Origin of the sequence: Streptomyces sp. NPDC059994 (assembly GCF_042737755.1) — a bacterium.
In the GTDB taxonomy this organism is placed as follows: Bacteria; Actinomycetota; Actinomycetes; order Streptomycetales; family Streptomycetaceae; genus Streptomyces.
On the sequence record NZ_JBHWUR010000071.1, the window covers coordinates 1 to 22,883 of the forward strand.

At 71.6% G+C, this 22,883-nt stretch carries 26 protein-coding genes, 1 tRNA gene, 1 pseudogene and 1 riboswitch; of the genes and pseudogenes, 14 read left to right on the forward strand and 14 right to left on the reverse strand.

The window, feature by feature from the left end; all coding sequences use genetic code 11:
• Positions 1 to 154 precede the first annotated feature (154 nt).
• The 3 genes from ACFWA7_RS27930 (at position 155) to ACFWA7_RS27940 (ending at position 2,834) form a co-directional block, all read left to right on the forward strand.
• The gene (locus ACFWA7_RS27930; protein WP_385542778.1) at positions 155 to 730 is read left to right on the forward strand and encodes a TerD family protein; all 576 of its coding nucleotides are present in this window, start codon (positions 155 to 157) and stop codon (positions 728 to 730) included.
• Between the two features lie 87 nt (positions 731 to 817).
• Complete coding sequence (locus ACFWA7_RS27935; RefSeq protein ID WP_385542781.1) at positions 818 to 1,963, forward strand: DUF475 domain-containing protein; 1,146 nt, start codon at positions 818 to 820, stop codon at positions 1,961 to 1,963.
• A gap of 133 nt (positions 1,964 to 2,096) precedes the next feature.
• Entirely contained in the window at positions 2,097 to 2,834 is a 738-nt protein-coding gene (locus ACFWA7_RS27940; protein ID WP_385542784.1) for a Tellurium resistance, read from the forward strand.
• 52 nt (positions 2,835 to 2,886) lie between these two features.
• On the opposite strand, the gene ACFWA7_RS27945 is transcribed toward ACFWA7_RS27940, so the two are convergent.
• Positions 2,887 to 3,777: a TerD family protein gene (locus tag ACFWA7_RS27945; protein WP_385825767.1), complete on the reverse strand. Its 891-nt coding sequence runs from the start codon at positions 3,775 to 3,777 to the stop codon at positions 2,887 to 2,889.
• Between the two features lie 240 nt (positions 3,778 to 4,017).
• Between ACFWA7_RS27945 and ACFWA7_RS27950 the strand changes: the two genes are divergently transcribed.
• From ACFWA7_RS27950 to ACFWA7_RS27965, 4 genes are read left to right on the forward strand one after another with little or no spacing between them, the layout of a single operon-like run.
• The gene (locus ACFWA7_RS27950; RefSeq protein ID WP_385825769.1) at positions 4,018 to 5,181 is read left to right on the forward strand and encodes an HpcH/HpaI aldolase/citrate lyase family protein; all 1,164 of its coding nucleotides are present in this window, start codon (positions 4,018 to 4,020) and stop codon (positions 5,179 to 5,181) included.
• Positions 5,178 to 7,937, forward strand: a complete 2,760-nt coding sequence (locus ACFWA7_RS27955; protein ID WP_385825771.1) for a phosphoribosyltransferase domain-containing protein — start codon at positions 5,178 to 5,180, stop codon at positions 7,935 to 7,937. The genes ACFWA7_RS27950 and ACFWA7_RS27955 overlap by 4 nt, the downstream gene beginning before the upstream one ends.
• Positions 7,934 to 8,770, forward strand: a complete 837-nt coding sequence (locus ACFWA7_RS27960) for an HAD family hydrolase (RefSeq protein ID WP_385542797.1) — start codon at positions 7,934 to 7,936, stop codon at positions 8,768 to 8,770. Before ACFWA7_RS27955 ends, ACFWA7_RS27960 begins: the two co-directional genes overlap by 4 nt.
• Before the next feature lie 20 nt (positions 8,771 to 8,790).
• Positions 8,791 to 9,450, forward strand: a complete 660-nt coding sequence (locus ACFWA7_RS27965; protein WP_385825773.1) for an O-methyltransferase — start codon at positions 8,791 to 8,793, stop codon at positions 9,448 to 9,450.
• A 134-nt stretch (positions 9,451 to 9,584) separates the two neighbouring features.
• Here ACFWA7_RS27965 and ACFWA7_RS27970 read toward each other — a convergent pair whose 3' ends face one another.
• The 3 genes from ACFWA7_RS27970 to ACFWA7_RS27980 form a co-directional block, all read right to left on the reverse strand.
• On the reverse strand, positions 9,585 to 9,794 hold the full coding sequence (locus tag ACFWA7_RS27970) for a zinc ribbon domain-containing protein (protein ID WP_385542803.1): 210 nt from the start codon (positions 9,792 to 9,794) through the stop codon (positions 9,585 to 9,587).
• A 38-nt stretch (positions 9,795 to 9,832) separates the two neighbouring features.
• Positions 9,833 to 10,390 carry a DUF4383 domain-containing protein gene (locus ACFWA7_RS27975; protein WP_385542806.1) on the reverse strand — a complete coding sequence of 186 codons (558 nt, stop codon included), beginning with the start codon at positions 10,388 to 10,390 and terminating at the stop codon, positions 9,833 to 9,835.
• Between the two features lie 79 nt (positions 10,391 to 10,469).
• Positions 10,470 to 11,873, reverse strand: a complete 1,404-nt coding sequence (locus ACFWA7_RS27980) for a hypothetical protein (RefSeq protein WP_385542808.1) — start codon at positions 11,871 to 11,873, stop codon at positions 10,470 to 10,472.
• A gap of 171 nt (positions 11,874 to 12,044) precedes the next feature.
• Here ACFWA7_RS27980 and ACFWA7_RS27985 point away from each other — a divergent pair.
• Positions 12,045 to 12,116: transfer RNA gene (locus ACFWA7_RS27985), tRNA-Val, on the forward strand.
• 259 nt (positions 12,117 to 12,375) lie between these two features.
• Here ACFWA7_RS27985 and ACFWA7_RS27990 read toward each other — a convergent pair.
• The 3 genes from ACFWA7_RS27990 to ACFWA7_RS28000 are packed head-to-tail and all read right to left on the reverse strand — an operon-like array spanning position 12,376 to position 13,477.
• Complete coding sequence (locus ACFWA7_RS27990; RefSeq protein WP_385542811.1) at positions 12,376 to 12,639, reverse strand: hypothetical protein; 264 nt, start codon at positions 12,637 to 12,639, stop codon at positions 12,376 to 12,378.
• Positions 12,636 to 13,127, reverse strand: coding sequence for a hypothetical protein (locus ACFWA7_RS27995; RefSeq protein WP_385542814.1), 492 nt, complete (start codon positions 13,125 to 13,127; stop codon positions 12,636 to 12,638). Before ACFWA7_RS27995 ends, ACFWA7_RS27990 begins: the two co-directional genes overlap by 4 nt.
• Positions 13,127 to 13,477 (reverse strand): hypothetical protein, encoded by a 351-nt coding sequence (locus ACFWA7_RS28000; RefSeq protein ID WP_385542817.1) that lies wholly within the window; start codon positions 13,475 to 13,477, stop codon positions 13,127 to 13,129. The genes ACFWA7_RS27995 and ACFWA7_RS28000 overlap by 1 nt, the downstream gene beginning before the upstream one ends.
• A 459-nt stretch (positions 13,478 to 13,936) precedes the next feature.
• On the opposite strand from ACFWA7_RS28000, the gene ACFWA7_RS28005 reads away from it, so the two are divergent.
• Positions 13,937 to 15,166, forward strand: coding sequence for an XRE family transcriptional regulator (locus ACFWA7_RS28005; RefSeq protein ID WP_385825775.1), 1,230 nt, complete (start codon positions 13,937 to 13,939; stop codon positions 15,164 to 15,166).
• A 14-nt stretch (positions 15,167 to 15,180) separates the two neighbouring features.
• A complete protein-coding gene (locus tag ACFWA7_RS28010) occupies positions 15,181 to 15,801 on the forward strand; it encodes a 2'-5' RNA ligase family protein (RefSeq protein ID WP_385825777.1) in 621 nt (206 codons plus the stop codon).
• Positions 15,802 to 15,873: 72 nt separating this feature from the next.
• Here the strand turns inward: ACFWA7_RS28010 and ACFWA7_RS28015 are convergent, their stop codons facing one another.
• Positions 15,874 to 16,443 (reverse strand): histidine phosphatase family protein, encoded by a 570-nt coding sequence (locus ACFWA7_RS28015; protein WP_385542826.1) that lies wholly within the window; start codon positions 16,441 to 16,443, stop codon positions 15,874 to 15,876.
• A 68-nt stretch (positions 16,444 to 16,511) separates the two neighbouring features.
• Positions 16,512 to 16,669, forward strand: a riboswitch (cobalamin riboswitch).
• 33 nt (positions 16,670 to 16,702) lie between these two features.
• Between ACFWA7_RS28015 and ACFWA7_RS28020 the strand changes: the two genes are divergently transcribed.
• Both ACFWA7_RS28020 and ACFWA7_RS28025 read left to right on the forward strand, forming a co-directional pair.
• Entirely contained in the window at positions 16,703 to 16,927 is a 225-nt protein-coding gene (locus ACFWA7_RS28020; protein WP_371652528.1) for a CbtB domain-containing protein, read from the forward strand.
• A gap of 18 nt (positions 16,928 to 16,945) precedes the next feature.
• Positions 16,946 to 17,719, forward strand: a complete 774-nt coding sequence (locus ACFWA7_RS28025) for a CbtA family protein (RefSeq protein ID WP_385825780.1) — start codon at positions 16,946 to 16,948, stop codon at positions 17,717 to 17,719.
• Positions 17,720 to 17,831: 112 nt separating this feature from the next.
• Here the strand turns inward: ACFWA7_RS28025 and ACFWA7_RS28030 are convergent, their stop codons facing one another.
• Together ACFWA7_RS28030 and ACFWA7_RS28035 are read right to left on the reverse strand one after the other, a co-directional pair.
• Complete coding sequence (locus ACFWA7_RS28030) at positions 17,832 to 18,113, reverse strand: hypothetical protein (RefSeq protein WP_385542835.1); 282 nt, start codon at positions 18,111 to 18,113, stop codon at positions 17,832 to 17,834.
• A gap of 115 nt (positions 18,114 to 18,228) precedes the next feature.
• Entirely contained in the window at positions 18,229 to 18,663 is a 435-nt protein-coding gene (locus ACFWA7_RS28035; RefSeq protein WP_385542838.1) for an RNA-binding S4 domain-containing protein, read from the reverse strand.
• 51 nt (positions 18,664 to 18,714) lie between these two features.
• Between ACFWA7_RS28035 and ACFWA7_RS28040 the strand changes: the two genes are divergently transcribed.
• Entirely contained in the window at positions 18,715 to 18,951 is a 237-nt protein-coding gene (locus ACFWA7_RS28040; protein WP_385542841.1) for a DUF2277 domain-containing protein, read from the forward strand.
• A gap of 12 nt (positions 18,952 to 18,963) precedes the next feature.
• Here the strand turns inward: ACFWA7_RS28040 and ACFWA7_RS28045 are convergent, their stop codons facing one another.
• The 4 genes and pseudogenes from ACFWA7_RS28045 to ACFWA7_RS28060 form a co-directional block, all read right to left on the reverse strand.
• Complete coding sequence (locus ACFWA7_RS28045; RefSeq protein ID WP_385542844.1) at positions 18,964 to 19,605, reverse strand: DedA family protein; 642 nt, start codon at positions 19,603 to 19,605, stop codon at positions 18,964 to 18,966.
• A 153-nt stretch (positions 19,606 to 19,758) separates the two neighbouring features.
• Complete coding sequence (locus tag ACFWA7_RS28050; protein WP_385542847.1) at positions 19,759 to 20,244, reverse strand: DoxX family protein; 486 nt, start codon at positions 20,242 to 20,244, stop codon at positions 19,759 to 19,761.
• A gap of 189 nt (positions 20,245 to 20,433) precedes the next feature.
• Positions 20,434 to 20,640: pseudogene (locus tag ACFWA7_RS28055) on the reverse strand (alkaline phosphatase family protein); the annotation flags it as partial.
• Between the two features lie 253 nt (positions 20,641 to 20,893).
• Entirely contained in the window at positions 20,894 to 21,547 is a 654-nt protein-coding gene (locus ACFWA7_RS28060; RefSeq protein WP_385542850.1) for an HNH endonuclease family protein, read from the reverse strand.
• A 234-nt stretch (positions 21,548 to 21,781) separates the two neighbouring features.
• Between ACFWA7_RS28060 and ACFWA7_RS28065 the strand changes: the two genes are divergently transcribed.
• On the forward strand, positions 21,782 to 22,525 hold the full coding sequence (locus ACFWA7_RS28065; RefSeq protein ID WP_385825782.1) for an ABC transporter permease: 744 nt from the start codon (positions 21,782 to 21,784) through the stop codon (positions 22,523 to 22,525).
• The last annotated feature ends 358 nt before the right edge of the window (positions 22,526 to 22,883 follow it).

Below are 22,883 nucleotides of genomic sequence, written 5' to 3' on the forward strand. Positions count from 1 at the left end.
TGGGGCCGGGTTTCCGGGGCGGGCCGGCGCGGCTCCGCGCCGTATTGGGGCCACACCTCCGGCGCGGCCCCCCCCCCCCGCCGGCCCCCCCCCCCCGGGCGGCCCCCGGACGCGCTCAACCCTTCGTTCGTCACTCAGGGGAGGACACACGATCATGGGCGTCACGCTCGCCAAGGGGGGCAATGTCTCCCTGTCCAAGGCCGCACCGAACCTCACCCAGGTGCTGGTCGGCCTCGGCTGGGACGCGCGTTCCACCACCGGAGCCGACTTCGACCTCGACGCCAGCGCGCTGCTGTGCGCGACCGGGCGCGTGCTCGGCGACGAGTACTTCGTCTTTTACAACAACTTGACGAGCCCGGAGGGCTCGGTCGAGCACACCGGGGACAACCTCACGGGTGAGGGCGAGGGCGACGACGAGTCCCTCATCGTCGACCTGACGAAGGTGCCGGCCGGCTGCGACAAGATCGTCTTCCCTGTCTCGATCCATGAGGCGGACAACCGCGGCCAGACGTTCGGCCAGGTCAGCAATGCCTTCATTCGCGTGGTCAACCAGGCCGACGGCCAGGAGCTCGCGCGCTACGACCTGAGCGAGGACGCCTCCACGGAGACCGCGATGATCTTCGGCGAGCTCTACCGCTACGGCGGCGAGTGGAAGTTCCGCGCAGTCGGTCAGGGGTACGCGTCCGGACTCCGGGGGATCGCTCTAGACTTCGGGGTCAACGTTTCGTAAAGCCACGCCCAAGTGGGTGCGGCACGGGGGGAGACCCTCCCCCAGACTCCGTCTGGGGGGACCCCCACTAGCTAGATGGGGAAGTCAGTGATTCTGAAAACCTTCGGCTGGTCATTCGTGATCACTGCGGTCGGTCTTGTTCTGGCGGTGCTCTACGGCGGCTGGACGGCCTTCGGGATCGTGGCGATCCTGTCCATCCTGGAGATCTCGCTGTCGTTCGACAACGCGGTGGTCAACGCCGGAATTCTGAAGAAGATGAGTGCCTTCTGGCAGAAGATCTTCCTCACGGTCGGTGTGCTCATCGCCGTCTTCGGTATGCGGCTGGTCTTCCCCGTCGTCATCGTCGCCATCAGCGCCAAGATCGGCCCCATCGAGGCCGTCAACCTGGCGCTGAACGAGAAGGAGCACTACAAGGAACTGGTGACCGACGCGCACGCGTCGATCGCCGCCTTCGGTGGCATGTTCCTGCTCATGATCTTCCTGGACTTCATCTTCGAGGACCGGGACGTCCAGTGGCTGCGCTGGATCGAGCGGCCGCTGGCCAAGCTCGGCAAGGTCGACATGCTCTCGGTCGCCATCGCGCTCGGCGTCCTGCTCGTCTCCTCGATGACCTTCGCGACCCACGCCCATCTGCACGGCGGGGCGCAGGCGGACAAGGGCGAGACGGTCCTCATCTCCGGCATCGCCGGTCTGATCACGTACATGATCGTGGGCGGCCTCTCCGGCTACTTCGAGGACAAGCTGGAGGAAGAGGAGGAGGCCGAGCTGGAGGCCGAGGAAGAGGCCAAGAAGAGCGGCAGGGGCGGCGCATCGGCGGTGCTGCTCGCCGGCAAGGCCGCGTTCTTCATGTTCCTCTACCTTGAGGTCCTGGACGCCTCGTTCTCCTTCGACGGCGTCATCGGCGCCTTCGCCATCACCAACGACATCGTCCTGATGGCGCTCGGCCTCGGCATCGGCGCCATGTACGTGCGGTCCCTCACGGTCTACCTGGTCCGCCAGGGCACCCTCGACGACTACGTCTACCTGGAGCACGGCGCGCACTACGCGATCGGCGCCCTCGCCGTGATCCTCCTGGTCACCATCCAGTACGAGATCCACGAGGTCATCACCGGTCTCGTCGGCGTCGTCCTGATCGCCTGGTCCTTCTGGTCCTCGGTCCGCCGCAACAAGCGGATCGCCGCGGAGGGCGGCGGGGATTTCAGTGAGAAGGCGGAAGTCTCCACGGGGGTCTGAATCCTTGGTGTGACCCGTCGACGATTGCGGAACGCTCTGAGCGGGGCGGCCGGAAGGTTCGCGCCTTCCGGCCGCCCCGCCGTTCTTTCCGGTGCGGGGCCGTTCACTTGGTTCGTATAGGGGTGGGGAACAGATGGCCTTCTGGGACAACCTGCTGCGCGGCGGCAGGCCCTCGGCGCAGTTCGACACGGGCAGCGCCGCGAGCAATGCCATCGAGCTGACCAAACGGCATCCGGTGGTCTCGCTCGGCAAACAGGGCGCCAACTCCGGGTCGCTGCGCGTCAACCTGTCGTGGCGGATGCGCACCTCCGACTTCCGCGGCCGGTCCGGGCCCAGCGTGCTGCGGCACCCGTTCAAGCTGTTCAAGCCCGATGTGGTCCAGGCGCACACCCAGGGCGTGGTCAACGTCGACCTCGACCTCGGCTGCCTCTACGAGCTCGACGACGGCTCCAAGGGCGTGGTGCAGCCGCTCGGCGGCTTCTTCGGCGCCACCAACGCGGCGCCGTACGTCCAGCTCAGCGGCGACGACCGGTTCGGCTCGCCGTCCGGCGAGACGATCTACGTCAACCTCGACCACAGCGAGTCCATCAAGCGGCTGCTGCTCTTCGTCTACATCTACGACCAGACGCCCGCCTTCGACCGTACGCACGCCAAGGTCACGCTCTACCCGAGCAACGGCCCGCGCATAGAGATCGACCTGGACGAGCACGCCCCGCAGGCCCGCTCCTGCGCGGTCGTCTCCATCGAGAACATCAAGGGGGACATGGTCGTGCGCCGCGAGGTGAAGTTCGTGTACGGATTCCAGGCCGAGCTGGACCGGCTCTACGGATGGGGGCTCCAGTGGGGGCGCGGCTACAAGACGAAGGCCTGAGAGTGCGCGCGTGAGCGGGCCCGGCGGGCCCCTGCCCGCCCGGCCCCGCCCGTCACTGCCGGATGAACTGCGGCCCCATCGGCGGCAGCACGAAGTCCGGGTCCCCGGTGTGCGCCGCCGCGGCCGCCGGCTGCGGATAGCCGTAGCCGGGCTGCGCCGACGCGGGCTGCGGATAGCCGTACGAGGGCTGGTGCACGGGAGAGTGCTGCGGCGGCGCGGGGTGCGGATAGCCGTAGGAGGGCGGCGAGGCGGACGGCAGCGGCGGCACATAGGGCTGGGTCTGCGGCTGCGGCTGCGGCTGCGACACGGACGCGGAGTGGGCCCCGGGCGCGGCCTGGCCGTGGGTCCGGGCCCGGTCGGCGCCGGAGGAGCCCGTGTCGGCCTCCTCGCCCGCCTCGCCGTCCTCGTCCACGGAGATCCCGTACTCCGTCGCCAGACCCACCAGACCGGTCGGATAGCCCTGCCCCACCGCGCGGAACTTCCACGTCTCGCCGCGCCGGTAGAGCTCGCCGCAGATGATCGCGGTCTCCTCGCCGGTCTCCGCCTTCACATCGAAGACGGCCAGCGGCTCGGTGCCGCCCGGCCCCGCGTCGTACAGCAGGATCCGCAGGTCACGTACGGACCCGAAGGTCGCGCCGTCCGAGGAGGCGGTGACCAGGACGCGGTCGACGGACGGGTCGAGCGCGGCCAGATCCGCCTCGATGGTGTCGGTCAGTCCGTCCCCGACCCGCTTCTTCGGCAGCCGCCGCACCAGGCCCGAGGGGTGGCGCGGCTGGTTGTAGAAGACGAAGTCCTCGTCGGAGCGCACCCGGCCGTCGGCGGCGAGCAGCAGCGCCGAGGCGTCCACGTCCGGGACGTCGGTGCCCGGCGTCCAGCGGAGCACGGCCCTCACGGCCATGGCGTCCAGAGGGACGTTGGATCCCTTCAGCATCGCGTGCGTCATGGTCGCAATCCTGCCTTCCCGTCGCCCGCCCGGACAACGCGGGGGCCCGGGGGCGGCCTTGTCCCGCAGATGAGCGGTACGTACCTTACGTACCGCGTCCGCGCGCGCCGCCGGAAGGGCGCGGGCCGGTTACCTGGATTTCATGAACGCGGGGAACTCGTGACATGTGTTCTTACGTACTATTACCGGCCACCCACCCTCACTCAGTCCGGGCCATCGTTGCAGTACAGGGGAATCCATATGCGTCACTTCGGGCACGTTCCGCCTGCTGCTCGTAAGGACCTGTTCCACCGGGAACCCGTCGAGTTCAGCTCGGACTCTCCGGCGCGCGTGCTGTCCGCCGCCCTGGGGGCCACGCTCTACAGCCCCGCGACCCGCCCCGCGCTCGCCGACGACGTGCTCAAGCAGGCCCGCCGGGGTGTCGTGTCCATGGTGCTCTGCCTGGAGGACTCGATCGACGACGCCGAGGTGGCGGGGGCGGAGGCCAATCTGGTCCGCCAGTTCGCCGACCTCGACGCGCGCGGCGGACAGACCCCGCTGCTGTTCATCCGGGTCCGCGAGCCCGCCCAGATCCCCGATCTGGTGCAGCGGCTCGGCTCCTCGGTGCGGATGCTGTCCGGATTCGTACTGCCGAAGTTCACCGAGGAGCGCGGGGTGCCGTTCCTGGAGGCGCTGGGCGCGGCCGAGGCGGCCAGTGGGCGGCGGCTCTTCGCCATGCCGGTGCTCGAATCGCCCGAGCTGCTGCATCTGGAGACCCGCTGCGAGACGCTGACCGGCATCGCCCGGACCGTCGACAAGTACCGCGAGCGGGTGCTGGCGCTGCGGCTCGGTGTGACCGACTTCTGCTCGGCGTACGGGCTGCGGCGCTCGCCGGACATGACGGCGTACGACGTGCAGATCGTGGCCGGGGTGATCGCGGACGTGGTCAACGTGCTCGGCCGCGCCGACGGCACGGGCTTCACGATCACCGGGCCTGTGTGGGAGTACTTCAGGCTCCAGGAGCGCATGTTCAAGCCCCAGCTGCGCCGCAGCCCCTTCCTTGAGGGGCGCGCGGAGGAACTGCGCGACACGCTGATCGAGCACGACATCGACGGCCTGCTGCGCGAGATCGAGCTCGACCGCGCCAACGGGCTGCTCGGCAAGACCTGCATCCACCCCTCGCACGTGGTGCCGGTGCACGCACTGTCCGTGGTCAGCCACGAGGAGTACAGCGACGCCCGGGACATCCTGCGGCCGGAGCGGGGCGGCGGCGGAGTGCTGCGCTCCGCGTATACGAACAAAATGAACGAAGTGAAGCCGCACCGCGCGTGGGCCGAGCGGACTCTGCTGCGCGCCGAGGTCTTCGGCGTCGCGCACGAGGACACCGGCTTCGTGGAGCTGCTGACCGCCGGCCTGGCCGGATGACTGAGACGGAGAGCGTCGACAACGTGGTGGTCTGGTCGGGAACGTGGGTCGCGGAGCGGCTCGGAGTCGAACTCCAGGGTGACGAGCGGTTGCCCGAGCTGCTGGGCCTCGCCCTGCGCCGCAACCCCAAGCGGGCGCATCTGCTGGTCTCCAACGTGCTGGGCAAGCACGTGCCCCAGCGGCCCTCACGGGTGTACGGGGCGGGGTACGCGCTGGGCGAGGAGGTACGGGAGCTGCTCGGCCCGGAGGCGGCCGGAGCGGTCGTCCTGGGCTATGCGGAGACCGCGACGGGTCTCGGCCACGCGGTGGCGGACGGCCTGGGCGTGGCGCCCTACCTCCACTCCACGCGCCGCCCCGTCGCGGGGGTCGCGCGGGCGGGCGGCTTCGAGGAGTCCCACTCCCACGCGACCTCCCACCTGCTGCTGCCGGAGGATCCGGCGCTGCTGGCGGGGGACGGGGTGCTGGTCCTGGTCGACGACGAGTTCTCGACGGGCAACACGGTCCTGAACACGATCAGGGCGCTGCACGCGCGGTACCCGCGTACCCGGTACGTGATAGTCGCCCTGGTCGACATGCGCTCCCCGGCGGACCGCACCCGCCTGACCGCGTTCGCGGCGGAGATCGGGGCGGAGGTGGACCTGGTGACCCTGGCGGCAGGAACGGTTCTGCTGCCGGAGGGGGTGCTGGAACGGGGCATGGCGCTGGTGGCCGAGCACGAGAGCTCCCCCACCCCGCCCCTTCCCGAAAGCCCTGACCGGGCGGCCACGGCGCCTGCCGCCGCCGCTGCGGGCAATCGTGCCGCCAAGGGCGATGGGGGTCCCCCCTGCTTGAGCGAAGCCGAGACCTTGGGGGAGGGCGGGCACAGCGGCACCCCGGCGCCGGGCGCCCTTTCTCCGTCCTCGGCCCCGGTCCCGCCTGTCCACGGCGGCGCGGGGATACCCGCTGTGACCCGCGTCGGCCTCCCCGCCCCGGTCCCGCCTGTCCACGGCGGGGCGGGGATGCCCGCTGTGACCCGCGTCGGCCTCCCCGCCCCGGTCCCGCCTGTCCACGGCGGGGCGGGGACGCCCGCTGTGACCCGCGTCGGCCTCCCCTGGCCGGTCGGCGTCCCCGACGGCGGGCGCCACGGCTTCACCCCGGCGCACCGCACGGACCTGGAGGCCGCGCTCCCGCAGATGGCCGCCGCCATCAAGGAGGCCCTGGGGAACACCCCCGGCCGCACCCTCCTCCTCGGGTTCGAGGAGCTGATGTACACGCCCCTGCGCCTCGCCCTCGCCCTGGAACAGTCCGGCGCGGACGTCCGCTACTCCACGACCACCAGGTCGCCCGTGCTCGCGGTGGACGACCCCGGGTACGCCATCCGCACCCGCCTGGTCTTCCCCGCCCACGACGACCCCGCCGACGGCCCCGGCGAGCGCTACGCGTACAACGTGGCCGGTGCCGGGTACGACACCGTCGTGGCCGTCGTCGACTCCGCCGCCGACACCCCCGAGCTGCACGCCCCCGACGGCCTGCTCGCCAGGCTCGCCGCGCACATCCCGCACGTCGTGCTGGCCGTCGTCCCCTCGTACGTACCCAAAGGTGCCCCCATGCCCGAGCCCCTGCCCGAGCCCCTCCGGGGGCCTGCCTTCTCCTCGTACGCGCCCGACGAGGTCGGCTGGCTGCTCAAGGACCTGTCCGGGGTCGAGCTGGAGGCGCCGACCGAGGAGCGCGAGGAGGCGATCCAGAGCGGCGGCGCCCACTACGCGGAGTCGCTGCCGGTCGAGTACCAGCCGTCCCCCCAGTACCAGGGACTCTTCCGCACCGCGCTCGACGCCTCGGCCGAGCGCATCGCCCGTGCCGTGGGCGTGGTGACCGAGACGGTCCTGGCCGAGCGGGCGCCCCGCCCGGTCCTGGTCTCGCTGGCCCGCGCGGGCACCCCCGTGGGCGTCCTGATGCGCCGCTGGGCCCAGCAGCGGCACGGGCTCGACCTGCCGCACTACGCCGTCTCCATCGTGCGTGGCCGCGGCATCGACCCCAACGCGCTGCGCTGGCTCGCCGCCCACCACGACGCGGCGGACGTCGTCTTCGTCGACGGCTGGACCGGCAAGGGCGCCATCACGCGCGAACTGGCCGCCGCGATCCGGGAGTTCGCTGTATCCTCGGGGGTTGACCGCTTCGACCCGGAGATCGCCGTCCTCGCCGACCCCGGCTCCTGCGTCCGTACCTACGGCACCCGCGAGGACTTCCTGATCCCGTCCGCCTGCCTCAACTCGACCGTGTCGGGGCTGATATCGCGGACCGTGCTGCGCCAGGACCTGATCGGGCCCGGCGACTTCCACGGCGCCAAGTTCTACCGCGAGCTGGCGGACTCCGACGTCTCGGTGGACTTCCTGGACGCCGTCGCCGCCCGCTTCGACGAGGTCGCCGCCGACGTCGACCGCGAGGCCAAGGCGCTCCAGGCCGCCGACCGCAGCCCCACCTGGGAGGGCTGGGCCGCCGTCGAGCGGATCAGCGAGGAGTACGGCATCCACGACGTCAACCTCGTCAAGCCCGGCGTCGGCGAGACCACCCGCGTCCTGCTGCGCCGCGTCCCCTGGAAGATCCTGGCCCACCGCGACGCCGGGGCGGACCTCGACCACGTACGCCTCCTTGCGCAGCAGCGCGGGGTGCCGGTGGAATGGGTCGACGACCTGCCGTACAGCTGCGTAGGACTGATCCACCCCCATTACACGCGCGGGGCGACCGGCGCCGACGGCAAGGCGGTGGCCTCCCGATGAGCACTCTGATAGCCAGCGATCTGGACCGTACGCTGATCTACTCGGCGGCGGCCCTCGACCTGACCATGCCCGACCCCCGGGCCCCGCGGCTGCTCTGCGTGGAGATCCACGAGCACAAGCCGCTCTCGTACATGACCGAGAACGCGGCCACCCTGCTCGCCGCGCTCAAGGCGGACCCGGACACGGTCTTCGTGCCCACCACGACCCGGACCCGCAAGCAGTACCAGCGCATCCAACTGCCCGGCCTGCCCGCCAAGTTCGCGATCTGCGCCAACGGCGGGCAGCTGCTCGTCGACGGGGTGGCCGACCGCGACTGGCGACGCCTTGTGGACGCCCGGATCGCCGCCGAGTGCGCCACCCTCGACGAGGTGCGCGCCCATATCTCGGCCACCGCCGACCCGCTCTGGCTGCGCAAGGAGCGGGTCGCCGAGGACCTGTTCGCCTACCTCGTGGTCGAGCGCGCGCTGCTGCCCGAGGACTGGGTCAAGGAGCTGGGCGCCTGGGCCGAGGGGCGCGGCTGGACGGTCTCGCTCCAGGGCCGCAAGATCTACGCGGTGCCGAAGCCGCTGACCAAGAGCGCGGCCGTCCACGAGGTGGCCCGCCGCACCGGCGCCGAACTCACCCTGGCCGCCGGGGACTCCCTCCTCGACGCGGACCTGCTGCTCGCCGCCGACGAGGGCTGGCGCCCGGGCCACGGCGAACTCGCGGACTCCGGCTGGACCGCGCCGCACGTCGACGTCCTCGACGAGCGGGGCGTGCTGGCGGGCGAGGAGATCGTGCGCCGGTTCGCCACCCGCGCCACGGCCTCCCGCAATGCGCTCGCCACGCCCTGACCGGTCGCATACTCGCCCGTATGACCAAGGGAAACAGCACAAAGATCACCGACGGGCTGTACGCGTACATGCTGGCGCACAACCCGCCCCTGGACGCGGTGCAGCGCGAGCTCGTGGAGACGACCTACGCCCGGCTGCCCGACTACGCGGGCATGCAGTCGGCCGAGGAGCAGGCGCCGCTGCTCGCGTTCCTCGTCCGGCTGGCGGGCGCCCGGCACGTGGTGGAGGTCGGCACCTTCACCGGGTTCTCGGCGCTCGCCATGGCGCAGGCGCTGCCCGACGACGGACGGCTGATCGCGTGCGACATCTCGGAGGAGTGGACGGCGTACGGGCGCGAGGCCTGGACGAAGGCGGGTGTGGCGCACAAAGTGGACCTGCGGATCGCTCCGGCGCTCGACACCCTGCGGGCGATGCCCGCGGAGCCGCACATCGACTTCGCCTACCTCGACGCGGACAAGGACAACTACATCGCGTACTGGGAGGAGTTGGTGCCCAGGATGCGGCAGAACGGCCTCATCGCCGTGGACAACACGCTCTTCCACGGTGAGGTCCTGGACCCGGCGGCGACCGGTCCCGCCGCCGGGATCCAGCGGTTCAACGAGCACGTGACGCGGGACGAGCGGATGGACAGCGTGATGCTGATCGTGGCGGACGGCTTGACGTTGTCCAGGAAGCGCTAGCGGCCCTGGGGATCAGGGGCGCGGGGCTGTGACACTGTGCGGCTCCGCCGCGATGGGGGTCCCCCCTGTTCGAGCGAAGCCGAGAACTTGGGGGAGCGACCAGCCGCATACGGCCCGCATCCCGCATCCGAGAGCTAGCCGCAGCATCCTCCGCCGCAGCACCCGCCCCCGCCGGACGGCGCGGGCGCAGCCTTGGACAGGCCGCCCACGGCCACGGTGGACAGCAACTTCACCGTGTCCTCGTGCCCGCCGGGGCACATCGCGGGCGCGGCGGACTCGGCCATCGGGCGGCTGAGCTCGAACGTGTCGCCGCACGAGCGGCAGCGGTAGTCATAGCGAGGCATGGCCCCAGGTTAACGGGCGCACCGCTGCCGCGTGCCGCTTACCGCAGGGGCCGTTCCCGTACGCCCGGCTCCGCCTGCGCCTCCGCCTCGCGCCGCGCCCGCCAGTACGGGTTGTCGTGTGGGAGAGCGCTGCCGACCCGCCCGTACATCCCGAAGACCATCAGCGCCAGACCCACCAGGAAGCTGAAGATCACGTTCTGCATCTTGAAGGCGAGGAAGTTCGCCGAGCCGCGGTCCAGCAGGGCCAGATTCACGAACCCGCTGATCAGGAACAGGACCCCGAGGGACATGTTCATCCAGGAGGCGAAGTTGCCGCCCTTGACCATGCCGTAGAGGAGCAGCGCCCCGACGACGATCGAGATCACGCTGAGCGTGCCGTTGGTGCTCAGCCCGGCGACCTCTTTGCCGCCGGTGTCGAAGAACCCGATGTTGTGGGTGAGCCCCAGGATGCCGAAGACGAGCAGGAACAGCCCCATGATCCCGGCGCCGAAGCGGTACACCCGGCTCAGCCGGTGGTCGACGGGCAGATGCTCGTCGAGGGACACATGGGGGGTACGCATGGGGTGACGCAGGGGATGAAGCGGCTGGGTGGCCATGGGCGGCCTCCTCGTGTCGTCCGTACCTCCCAGGATCCGCCCGTCGCGCGGCGGAGACAACTCGTCCCGGTGACGGGCGTCAGGCCCCGTGCCCCCGCTCCTCGCGGATCTGGGCCACCACGCGCGCGGTGGTCTGCCGGACCGCCTCGGTCTCGGTGAGGAAGTGCCAGTAGTCGGGGTGGCGGCCCTCCAGCGTGGCGATCGCGCGCTCCAGGCGCGCCACGGCGTCGTCCAGCGGGCGGGCGTCGCGCGGGTCCGGGGTGTTGCGGCCGGACATCGCGAGGCGCTGCGCGTCCCGGATGGCGAACCGGGTCCGCTGGATCTCCTGCTGCGGGTCCTTCGCGACGGCGTTGAGCCGCTGGAGCCGGTCCCCGGCGGCCGAGACCGCCTCGTCGGTGGAGTTGAGGAGCGCCCTGACCGTGCTCAGCCGGGAGGTCGCGTCGGCCCAGCGCTGCTCGTCGCGCGCGGTGGCCGCCTCCTTCAGCTTCTCCTCGGCCTGCCGTACGTTCGCGAGCGCCTCGTCGGGCACCTGCTGGAGGTCCTGCCAGCAGGCGGCGGCGAACCGGCGCCGCAGCTCGCTCAGGACCGGGTCGACGGTGCCGGCCCGGGTGGTCAGCGCCTGCGCGCGCGTGCGCAGCGAGACCAGGCGGCGGTCGATCTCGGCGGCCCGCTCGGGCAGCCGCTCGGCCTCGGCGCGCACGCCCTCCGCGTCCCGCAGCACCCGGTCGGCCCGCTCCAGGGTCTCGGGCACGCCGTGCTGCCCGGCGCCCTGGTTGAGCCGGGTCAGCTCGGGCCCCAGAGCGGCGAGCCGGGCGGCGAGATCGTCCGCTCTCAGTCCGGACGCCCGCACCGAATCGAGAGCGGTGCTCGCGCCCAGGAGCGCCTGTCGCGCGCGCTCCACGGCCGGCGCGAGCCGGGCCAGCTGGGTCTCGGCGGTGGAGAGCAGCGGCCCCAGGCTCTGCTCGAAACGGTCGAGCTCGCCCTTGACCCGTACGAGGTCGTCCTTGGCCTTCGTCAGCTCGCCCCGGGCCCTGGCGGCCACCGAGGCGTCCAGGCCGTCGCGGTCCAGGTCGTGCGCGTCCACCGCGGTGATGTAGTCGTTGCTGACCTCGTCGATCCGCCGGCCGAGCGCCGCGAAGTCGTCCACGGCCTTGCGGGCGCGCGGCGAGCTGTCCACGGCGGTGATCGTCTCGATGGAGATCCGCAGGTCCCGCTGGGCGGTGTCCAGCTCGTAGAAGGCGGCGGCCGCCGCGTCCTTGGCCGCCTGCGCGTCGGCCCGCACGCTCTCCCCGCGCCCGCCGAACCACCGCCGCGTCCCGCCCCCGGCGAACGCCCCGGGCAGCAGCGCGGCCCCGAGCACCAGCGGCAGTGCGACGAGCGCGAGCGCGTCCCCGAGGGCCCGCCGACCCCCGGCGGCCCGCACTCCGACACCGGGGACGATGGCACCCGCTCTGCTGTACGGCCGCGCGTGTGTCGCCGTCACATCCCTCTCCCGTGCCGTGTCCGCCTGCCGGTTCATTCTCCCACCAGGTAAGGACGAACACACCGGCCGATTAGTTCGCACCTCCCCGTCGACCCGCCTGCCCCGGCGAACGGGTTTGCAGCCCTGCCCCGGAGGCCATGTACGCTGTTCCCTCATCCACGGATGTGCCACGGGCGTGTAGCTCAGGGGTAGAGCGCTGCTCTTACAAAGCAGATGTCGGCGGTTCGAAACCGTCCATGCCCACCGTGATGCTCCGTAGCAGGTAGGAGCACGGTTGATGGCCCCTCAGTCTTGATCGACTGGGGGGCCGTTTCGTGATCGAAGTCCCCATCGCGTCGAGTACGCAATGACGGACCCCAGCCTCACCATGCTGATCCGCATCGCCCACGCCGTGGACGTCCCGCTCCCCGGCCTCGTACGCCCGTAACCCGGCCGCGCTTGGCGACTGGCAAGCGACCGAGACCAGCATCCGCCCCCAGGTGCCCGGCCCGGGGGCGGGCGGTCACCGGGATTCCTTGTGCAGCGGGTTGCCCGGGGCGGGGGTGACCCGTGCGAACGAGGTCACCAGTGCCCGGAACCCGCCGTGGTCGTGATGCCGCGCCGTATGCCGGATTGCCCAGTCCTCCGGTTCGGCCCTTTCGTCGGAGGGCGGGGAGGTGTCGAGGCACGTGGTGCACTCCATCACGTAGACCGGTCCGGACGCTCCCGGGGTGGTGTCCGTGCCGAGGATCCACTCCGCGAACCGGATCACCGACCGGACGCTCACAGCATCCGCTCCGGCGCCGGCGCCTGACGCAGCCTGCGTTGCCCGAGCGCCACCAGGTCGGCCACGGGGCGCACCGCGCACACGCTGCCCACCGCGCTCGGCGGCAGTGCCCAGTACGGGCCGGGCCGTGCGGTCAGATCGACGCGGGGCATGCCCAGCCAGGTTCCCGGTCGCAGGCACTCGACGCGCGGCACCCGCCAGACAGCGTGCGTGCCCGGTGGAACGAGTGCGTAGTACCAGACACCGACGCCGTACGCGTCATGGATCACCGCCCCGTCCTCCAGGACCTCGGCGAGGAACGAGGCGACGGTGTCCGGGTCTTCACTGTCCGCCGCCGCGTGGACGACTTCGGCGGGCAGGCGGATCGCGTCGAACTTCTCGCCTAAGGGCACGAGTGCGACACCCACGCCGAACTCCCGCCGGGCCTGCGCGGGCACGTCGTGGGCCGAGGCGAGCCAGTCGATGATGGCTCTGCCGGTCTGGTTCATCACGGCGCGACCACCTCGGAGGGCTGGACGTAGCGGATGAACGCGGCGGAGGCGCGGCCGCGGAGCGGGAGCGCGACGGCAAGGTGGGCCGCAGATGGCGTCACCACCCCGCCGACTCGCCCGTCCCCCATGAGGCGCAAGACCCGGGTGAGCCCCGGCCGCTGGTCCTTCACGCGGTCCAGCGGCCCGACGTCGTACAGCGCGGCCGTCACCGTCCACGCCTGGGCCGTGGCGTACTCACGCAGCGCAGTGAGAACGGCATCGGGAGTGCTGCCGTCTGAGATGCAGGCGTACAGCGCGACGCTGACACGGCTGTCGCTCCTGCCCGTTCCGATGGGGATAGCGAACACAGGTGAGCCCCTGTCGTGAGGTTCGTAGGGGCCTCAACATTCGCGCTCTGTTGTGTTCCCCGTCACGGTCGCGGGTGTCCAACTTTTCTGGCCCACCCGGTCCGGGCTGACCTGCGGCAACGTCGTTTCTTGGCCGTGGAATTGGACGCGGTGTGCCCCGCAGAACAGACGGAACGGCCACTCAAGGGCGACATGTTGACTACCGTGAGTAAGAACGTGTCGTCAGGGAGTGCGATGTCACCACCGCCGAAGCCGGGATCGAAGCCGGACCGTGACGCTCTTCGCCATGAGATGAGCGCCGTCGGATGTACGACTGCGCAGATCGCCATGGAGATGCGCGTCCGCTTCCATGTACGTCCGCGAGAGGCATGGCGACATGCTCTGGGGTGGACGTTGCAGGAGGCCGCAGAGCGACTCTCCTGCGGACCCGGGCAAGCCATCGCGGCCGACGCTTCCCTCGTGGCCAAGTGGGAGAAGTGGCCCGGCGCGAGCGCGCGACGTCCGAGCCTCCAAGTCCTCGTCGCTCTCGCCACGATCTACGACTGTGATGTCGAGGACCTCCTCGACATGGACGACCGCCGGGCCCTGCCGAACGGTGATCTGCGGATTCTTCAGCACCACGCACCCGAGCAGCCCCGGACGACACCGCACCCGCCTGCCCCGGCCGAGCCGGAGCCTGACCGCGTACTCGCAGCCGCCGCAGAATCGGCGACCTGGGCACAGTGGGCCGAGTCCACCAACGTCGGCGACATCGCCCTCGAACAGCTCTTCGCCGACGTGCAGACCCTCGCCCGGGACTACCTCACCGACGATCCCCTGCTGATGTTCCGCCGCACCTGCAACCTCCGCGACCGGGTGTTCCGCCTCCTCGAAGGGCACCAGCCACCCCGCCAATCCGTCGACCTGTACGTCTCGGCGGGCTACCTCTGTGGACTCCTCGCCTGGATGTCCTCCGACCTCGGCAACCTTCGCGCCGCCGACACCCACGGGCGTACCGCGTGGCTGTGCGCCGAGACTGCCGGCCACAACGTGTTGCGCGCCTGGGTCTGCTCAACCCGCTCCAAGGTTGCCGTCTGGGACGGACGCCTCAAAGACGCGGTGAACCACGCCCGGCGGGGAGCTCTTGTCTCCGCAGACGGAACCGTGGGAGCGCTGCTTGCCTGCCAGGAGGCCGACGCATGGTCCATGCTCGGCGCACGGAGCGAAGCCGAGGGGGCCCTCACCAGGGCGGAACACGCGCGTGAGGTCATGACGGGAACAGACGAGATCGGCGGCCTCTTCTCCTGCCCGCAGGCTCGGCAGGAGAACTACGCGGCTGGTGTCCACCTGCTCATCGGCCAGCCGCAGGCGGCGCTGCGCGAGGCGCGGAGCGCTCTTGATCTGCTCGCCACTCAGCGGGTCCGCGCGTATGGCACCGAGGCGCAGATCCGAATCAGCCAGGCCGCGGCCCTGCTCGCCTGCGGCGAGCCAGACGGCGTCATGGAGGCATTGCTGCCCGTGCTGGCCATGCCCGCGGAACGACGCATGGGTCCCGTCACCCAGCGCATGAGTGACCTCGCCGCCGCCATGGGCCACGGGGCCGCCGCAGACGCGAGCGCCACAACCGTGGCACGCCGCGCGATCGTTGAGTGGTGCGCGGACTCCGCCCCGCGACACCTTGCGCTCTCGTCAGGAGACGGGCCGAACTGATTGGATTCCGGGGCATGACGACAGAACCCGAGCACATGCGTGATCACTGGTGGTGGCGGCCGGGCTGGAGCGTCGGCCGCAGCTTCTACACATGGCACCTGACGTTCGAGGGGCAGCCGGACGTCCACCGCTTCGCGGCCGAGTACCGTGCTGCACTCGCACCCGTCGGCGGCCTGGACCTCATCCCTGACGAGTGGCTGCACCTCACCATGCAGGGCCTCGGTTTCGTGGGGGAGTTCCCCGAACAGGACGCAGCCGCCATCGAGCAGGCCGCCCGCAGGCGTCTTGCCGAGGTGCCGGCGTTCGAGGTCACCTTGACCGCTCCGATCGTGGACCCGGAGGCGATCCTCGCCCCTGTGCGGCCAGATGCGCCGGTGCGTGCTGTGCGGGACGCGATCCGTGCAGCCGTGGGTGATGTTCTCTCGGAGGTCCCCGAGCGGGCTGAGGGGTTCACCCCGCACGTCTCGCTCGGGTACAGCCATGGGGCCGGACCGGCGGAACCGTACGCCAAGGCGCTGGCAACGCTGGACGTCGAACCCGCACGTGCCCGAATCAGCCAGGCTGAGCTGATTCTCATCAACCGAGACAACCGCATGTACGAGTGGACGCCATTCGCCAAGGTGCAGCTCGGGTGATGGAGTGACGGCGAGCCCGCGTCCCTGCGGCACCCCAGCGCATCCGGATCCGACGCCGGGGGACCTTCGTCGTTACCGCGCCCCCTCCGCAGGCCGCCCGCACCGCAGGTTCCAGCGGCCCGCGCGGCCCGAGAGCTCGGTCAGGGTCAGGGGGGCCACGTCCAGGCGCCAGAAGGAGGCGGGCGGCAGGGCCAGGGCGTGGGTCACGGACGCGCGGACCACCGCCGGGGAGGCGACCGCGAGGATCCGGCCGCCCGCCGCGGGCAGCGTGTCCAGCCACGCGCCCACGCGCGCGACGAGCGCGAGCAGGCTCTCCCCGCCGTGCGGCGCCGCCCCGGGATCGGTGAGCCAGGCCCGTACCCCCGTGGGATCCGCGGCGCTCAGCTCGTCGAGCCGCCGCCCCCGCCAGCGGCCCAGATCCCAGTCGGCCAGGGCCGGTTCGTCGCCCGTGGGCAGGCCGTCCGCCAACTCGTAGAGGGAGGACGGCGGTTTCAGCCGGCGGGCCGGTACCGGAAGAGCCGCCGCCGCGTCCTTGACCCTGCGGACCGCGCCCTCGTCCGGGGCGGCCGCGTCGTCGCCGACTCTCGCCTCGCGCGCGTAGCGGTCGGCCGGGGGTGAGATCAACATCACGCGTACGGTCATGGGTCAAGCAGAGCACGGCCGTTCACGCACTTCGCGCGGGGGCTGTGCACCCGCGCGCCGTAGCGGCGCGGTCCCTCACGCGGTACGGTCACGTCGACATAAAGACGGTGTGAAGGAAGCCCGGTGAGATTCCGGCACGGTCGCGCCACTGTGAACCCGGCGAGCGCCCTCAACAGGGAGCGAAGGCGGGGAAGTCAGACCCACCACCGTCGACAAAGGCACCAATGACCGGGACGCGTGTTCCCCAGGAGGTTCTGCCGTGGCACTCTCCGCCGCCCCTGCGCCCAGCGCAGCAGCAACGCCGGCCATCACCCCGATATCGCTCAAGGCGATCGCTCCCTGGGCGCTCTTCTTCGGCATCCTCATGCTCGTCCTCCTGTACTTCGTCGGCGCCGAGCAGGGCGCCACGAGCCTCCTCTCCGGTGAGAACGTCCACGAGTGGGTCCACGACGGACGCCACCTGCTCGGCTTCCCCTGCCACTGAGACCAGGGGTACCGACTCGTGAACTCCCTGCACGTCAGGGCCCTGCTGGTGCGCGGCATGCTCGCCGGCCTCGCAGCGGGCCTGCTGGCGCTGATCGTGGCGTACGTCCTGGGCGAGCCCCGGGTGGACGCGGCCATCGACTTCGAGGACGCGCACGCGCACGAGCACGGCGAAGAGGTGTTCAGCCGCACCCTGCAGTCCACCGGCGGCCTCGCCACGGGTGTGCTCGTGTTCGGCGTGGCCCTCGGTGGTATCGCCGCGCTCGCGTTCTGTGTCGCGCTCGGCCGGACCGGCCGGTTCGGGCCGCGCGCCACGGCGGCGTTCGTCTCGCTCGGCGCGCTCCTGACCGTCTATGTCGTCCCGTTCCTGAAGTACCCGGCGAACCCGCCGTCCATCGGTGACCCCGACACGATCGGCAAACGCACCGCCCTGTACTTCCTGATGATCGCGCTGAGCGTGCTGCTCGCCGTCTCGGCCGTGATCCTCGGCAAGCGGCTCGCGCCCCGCCTCGGCAACTGGAACGCGACCGTCGTCGCCTCGGCCGCCTTCCTGGTCGCCATCGGGCTCGCGTACGCGTTCCTGCCCGCCGTCAACGAGGTGCCGAAGGACTTCCCGGCGATGCTGCTCTGGAAGTTCCGGCTCGCGGCCCTCGCCATCCAGGTCACCCTGTGGGCCGGTTTCGGGCTGGTCTTCGGCCACCTCGCCGAACGGCTCCTGGTGCCCAAGGCCGCCACGGCCGAGCCCCGCGGTACGGGCACGGCCGTCGACAGCAAGGCGGCGGCCGCCCACTGACCGGGCGAACCGCACGCACGAGGGCCCCGGACCGACGTCGGTGACCGACGTCGGTCGGGGCCCTCGCGCGCGTAGGTCGTGCTCGGTGCGCTGTTCGGTGGCGCTCGATCGGTCAGGGGCGGCGCAGGGAGAACAGACGGCTGTTCCGCTCCCTGCGGTAGCGCCGCTCCCACCGGTCCATACGGTCCCGGCGGGCGCGGTAGGCCCGGTAGTCCGTGTCCGTGCCACGGCTGGAGCCGCCGGCTCCGGACGAGCCGCCGGACGGTGCCGTGGAGCGGCCACGGCGTGAGGCGCTGAAGAGTACGGCCACCACGGCGACGCAGAACACGATGCCGCCGAGACTGAAGCCGAAGCCGTACAGGACCAGCGCCAGGACGAGCAGTAACAGGATCATGGCGTGTTCCTCTAGGGACGGATCGGGGGCTCCCCTGGCCCCCGGCCCTCCAACCTACTCCGGTGCAGCGGGAGTTGGTCTCCGAGTTGCCTGCCCGCCAACGCCTCGCGGGCCCCTACAGCCCGCGCAGCCGCTCCATCTCCCGGCGGTCCCGCTTGGTCGGCCGGCCCATGCCCCGGTCGCGCACACCGGCGGCCAGTACGTCCGAACGGGCGGGCGGCGGCGGGCTGTTGTCGACATAGGTCTCGGCCGCGATCGCCGCGCCCACCCGCTTGCGGATGACCTTCGCGACGACGACGACCCGCTCCCGCCCCTCCAGACGCAGCCGCACCTCGTCGCCCACCTTCACGGTGTGCGCGGGCTTGACGCGCTCGCCGTTGAGCTGGACATGCCCGGCCCGGCACGCCGTCGCCGCCATGGAACGCGTCTTGGTGAGCCGTACGGACCAGATCCAGCTGTCGATCCGTACGGGCTCCGAGGGCCCCGCCGGTGCCGCCGGTGCCGCCGGTCCCTTGGGCTCCTGGGCCTTCACCTGCTCTGCTGCCGCCATGCCTCCGACTCTACCGAGGCCGTTGTCAGTGGTACCCGTCACACTTGAGGCATGTGCAGAAGCATCAAGACGCTCAGACCGCCGGTCCTCCCCGAGGAGGCCACCGACGAGGAGATCCGCGCGGCGGCTCTCCAGTACGTGCGCAAGGTGTCCGGCTTCCGGGCGCCCGCCGCGCACAACCAGGAGGTCTTCGACCGGGCGGTGGACGAGATAGCGCGGGCCACGGCCGAGCTGCTCGAAGGCCTGGAGATACGGGGGGTGCCGGTCAGGACACCGGCGTCGGCGTAGCCCTGCGGTGCGTCAGGCCGCCGGGCCGGCCACCGCGGCCTGGGCCGGGCGGCGCATGACGTAGGCGGCGAGGGAGCCCGCCGCGAACAGCGCGAGGACGGAGATGCCCGTGCCGAGCCAGGTCGCGCCGAGCCAGCGTCCGCCGAAGTAGCCGAGGCCCACGCTGTAGCCCGCCCAGGCCACCCCGGCGAGGGCGGACCACGGCAGGAACTCCTTGGGCGTGCGGTGCGCCGCGCCCGCGCCGAGCGAGACCACGGACCGGCCCGCCGGGGCGAACCGGGCGACGACGACGAGCGCGCCGCCGCCCCGGCTCAGTGCGGCGCCGAGACGCTCCTGTGCGCGGGTCAGCCGGCGGGAGCGGGCGATGGCCTTGTCGAGCCGCGCCCCGCCGCGCCAGGCGAGGCGGTACGCGACGAGGTCGCCGAGCACCGAGGCCGCGGCGGCGCAGGCGGCGAGGAGGAGCAGGTCGGGCACGTCGCGTATCGCGTGCGGGGCGCCCGCCGCGGTGGTCGAGCCGGCCGCCGCGGAGGTCGCCGCGGTGATCACCAGGACCCCGCTGGGCAGCACGGGGAGGAACACGTCCAGGAGAACGGAGACGGTCACCACGGCATAAATCCATGGGCTGCCGGTCAGCGACCCCACACTCTCCAGCACTACGACCCCCGAACGGAATGCGCCCCGCTGCGCTGGTCTGCGGCCGGGTCGCTGTACAGCCTTACAGCGTACGCCTGGGGCGCATGGGGTTTCCGCTCGGGGGTGGGGTGACACCGGCGAGCCGGTGAACGGCCGTTCGGGTGTGTCGGCGCGTCAGCGCGCCGTGCCCGCCGGGGTAGCGGCGGCAGTCGCCTCCGGCGCGGCGGCGGTGGTGGTGCGGCCGCCGAGCAGCTGGTCGAGGGCGAGGGCGCCGGGGCCGGTGAAGACGAGCAGCAGGAAGACCCAGCTGAACATCGCGGCGTTCTCGCCACCGTTCTGCAGCGGGAGCAGCGCGCCCGACTGGTGCACGTCGAAGTAGGCGTACGCCATGGAGCCCGAGGAGAGGAAGGCGGCGGAGCGGGTGAAGAGTCCGGCCATGATCAGCAGGCCGCCGACGAGCTGGATGACGGCCGCGTACCAGTTGGGCCAGGCGCCGGTCTCGATGGTGCCGCCGGTGCCTGCCGCGCCGCCGAACCAGCCGAAGAGCGAGGCAGCGCCGTGGCAGGCGAAGAGGAAGCCGGTGACGATGCGGAAGAGGCCCAGGGCGTAGGGCTTGGCGCGCTCGGTGTTCAGAGCGGAGGGAGGCGTGGGGGAAGCCATGGGGACGGGCTCCTTCGGTGTGGGGCACGGGGCCGGTGGAGCCTCAAGGTTAGGTAGACCTCATTAGTGCTTGCAAGTTCAAGTTTAAGTAGATGGCCAGATTCCGGTTGATTCCCGAATGAGGTTGGCCGGAATTCACCTTTACGGGGGGCATGCGTGGACGTAAAGCAAACGCACCGGGACGCAGGGTTACGGAGTGAGGTCCTCGTCCAGGACCGTGACCAGGTGTGCCCCGGCGCGCCCCGCCCGCGCCTGGTCGAGCCGGAGCCGGGCCGCGCGCCCGGCCGGCGTCAGCGTCATCAGCTGGTTCCCGAACCAGGGGCCGCCCCTCCGGTGCCAGCGCACCGGCGGCCGGGCGAGGCGGCCGTGCCGGGCCAGCGCCCGGCCGAGCCGCCGCCGGGGCAGCGCACCTCGGCCGTGCACGGCCGGTCCGCCTCCACCCAGAGCGTGGCCGAGGTGCCGGATGCGCCGTCGACGTACCGCAGCAGTGGTCCCAGGCGCAGTCAGGCCATGTCGTCCCTTCCGTCGCTCCGTACGGTACGGAACGACGGAAGGGCGAGACAGGCCCGTCGGCCGGCCGGGCGGCCGACGGGCCTTCAGCGGCCGAGGGCTTTCAGCAGCCGATGGGCTTTCAGTAGCCGATGGGCTTTCAGCAGCCGTTGAGCACGGACTGCAGCGCGGACTTCTCGGCGGTGTCCACGGTCAGGTTGTAGTAGTGCTTCACGTCCACCCACATCCGGACGTACGTGCAGCGGTACGCGGTGCGCGAGGGCATCCACTTGGCCGGGTCCTTGTCGCCCTTGGCCTGGTTGACGTTGTCGGTGACGGCGATCAGCTGGGGCCGGGTCAGGTCGTTGGCGAAGCCCTGGCGCTGCGCGGTCGTCCAGGAGCTGGCGCCCGAGCGCCAGGCCTCGGCGAGCGGGACGACGTGGTCGATGTCGAGGTCGGCGGCGGCCGTCCAGGTGGCGCCGTCGTACTCGGAGTACCAACTGCCGCTGGTGGCCGCACAGCTGGAGTCCGTGACGACGTTGGTGCCGTCGCGCTTGAGGACGACCTCGCGGGTGTTGCAGGTGCCGGACTGGGTGATCCAGTGCGGGAACTTGGCGCGGCTGTAGCCGTCGGAGGAGCCTTCCGGGGTGGCGCTCATGGCGGCGAGATAGCTGCGGGCGGTGGCGGCGCTGACCGGGGCGGGGGGCGAGGCCTGGGCGCCGGGGGCGGTGAGCAGGCTCGCGGTGGCGAGGAGGGCGGCGGAGGCGGTGAGCGCGGAGAGCCTGGCTATTCGACGCGCGTAGACACCTGACATGCGAACTCCCTTGGTGTGGGGGGACATTGGCCGGGCGCACGGGTGCGCGGCCCGGTCATCGTGGCGGCACCAGGTTTCCGTGGGGTGGGCGCCAGGTAACAGAGTGGCGACATGGGCACGTCACATCAAGGGGTCCCGGCGTTCTTGACGCCCTTGTCCCGCAAGGTAACTGACGCCCCGTATGCCACGGTTGCCCCACCCGATACGGGGGCGGGTCCGGCGTACCGTGGGCGCGTGCTGCTGCCCGTCAATGTCACGCTCGGGGTCGTCCTCGCCGTACTGCTCCTGGTCGCGGCCGGTGTCGCGGCGGTGGCGCGGCTCGGCCGGGCGAAGGAGATCCTGGTCGCCGGGGTGCGCGCGGCCGTTCAGCTCGCTGTGGTGGCGAGCGCCATCCGCTGGGTGGTCGGCTCGGCGCCGCTGCTGGTCTGCTTCCTGCTGGTGATGTACGCGGTGGCGGTCCGTACGGCCGGGCGCCGGATGACGCCCAACGACACCTGGCGGTGGGCCGCGCTGCCGATCGCGGCCGGGGTGGCCCCGGTGGTCGGCGCCCTGCTGCTCACCGGGCTCGTCCCGGCCAGGGGCATCGCGCTCATCCCCGTCACCGGCATCCTCATCGGCGGCGCGCTCACCGCGACCGTGCTCGGCGGGCGGCGCGCGCTGGACGAGCTCACCGTGCGGCGCGGCGAGGTGGAGGCGGGGATGGCGCTCGGGCTGCTCGACCGGGAGGCCCGGATGGAGGTGGCCAGGACCGCCGCGTCCGACGCGCTGCTGCCCGGCCTCGACCAGACCCGGACCGTGGGGATCGTCACGCTGCCCGGCGCGTTCGTCGGCATGCTGCTCGGCGGGGCGTCACCGGTGCAGGCGGGGGCGGTGCAGCTGTTCGTGCTGGTCGCGCTGATGGCGGTGCAGGCGGTGGCGGTGTCGGTGGTGCTGGAGCTGGTGGCGCGGGGGCGGGTGAACCGGGATGTGCCGGTGTGACCTCGGCCCCGTCCGGGGCGGGGGCCTTGAGCTTCGGGGCCTTGGTCCCCGTCTGGTGCGGGGGCCTTGGGCTTCGGGACCTCGGCCCCGTCTGGTGCGGGGGCCTTGGGCTTCGGGGCCTTGGTCCCTGCCGGGTGCGGGGCGGTGTCACGTATTCTGTACGGAGCAGAAGGGGAGTAGCTCTTCGCCGGAACGTCGACATACTGCTGGATTTATCCAGCCGGCGCCCGGAGGCAGGCCCGCGAGGCCCGCCAGCGAGACCTTCGGCCGCAGTGAACCATGACCGCTTTCCGCTTCATGGCGCAGCTGCTGTGCCGAAGCGACCCCGGATTCTTTCGTGTCACGCTCTCGGTACGGC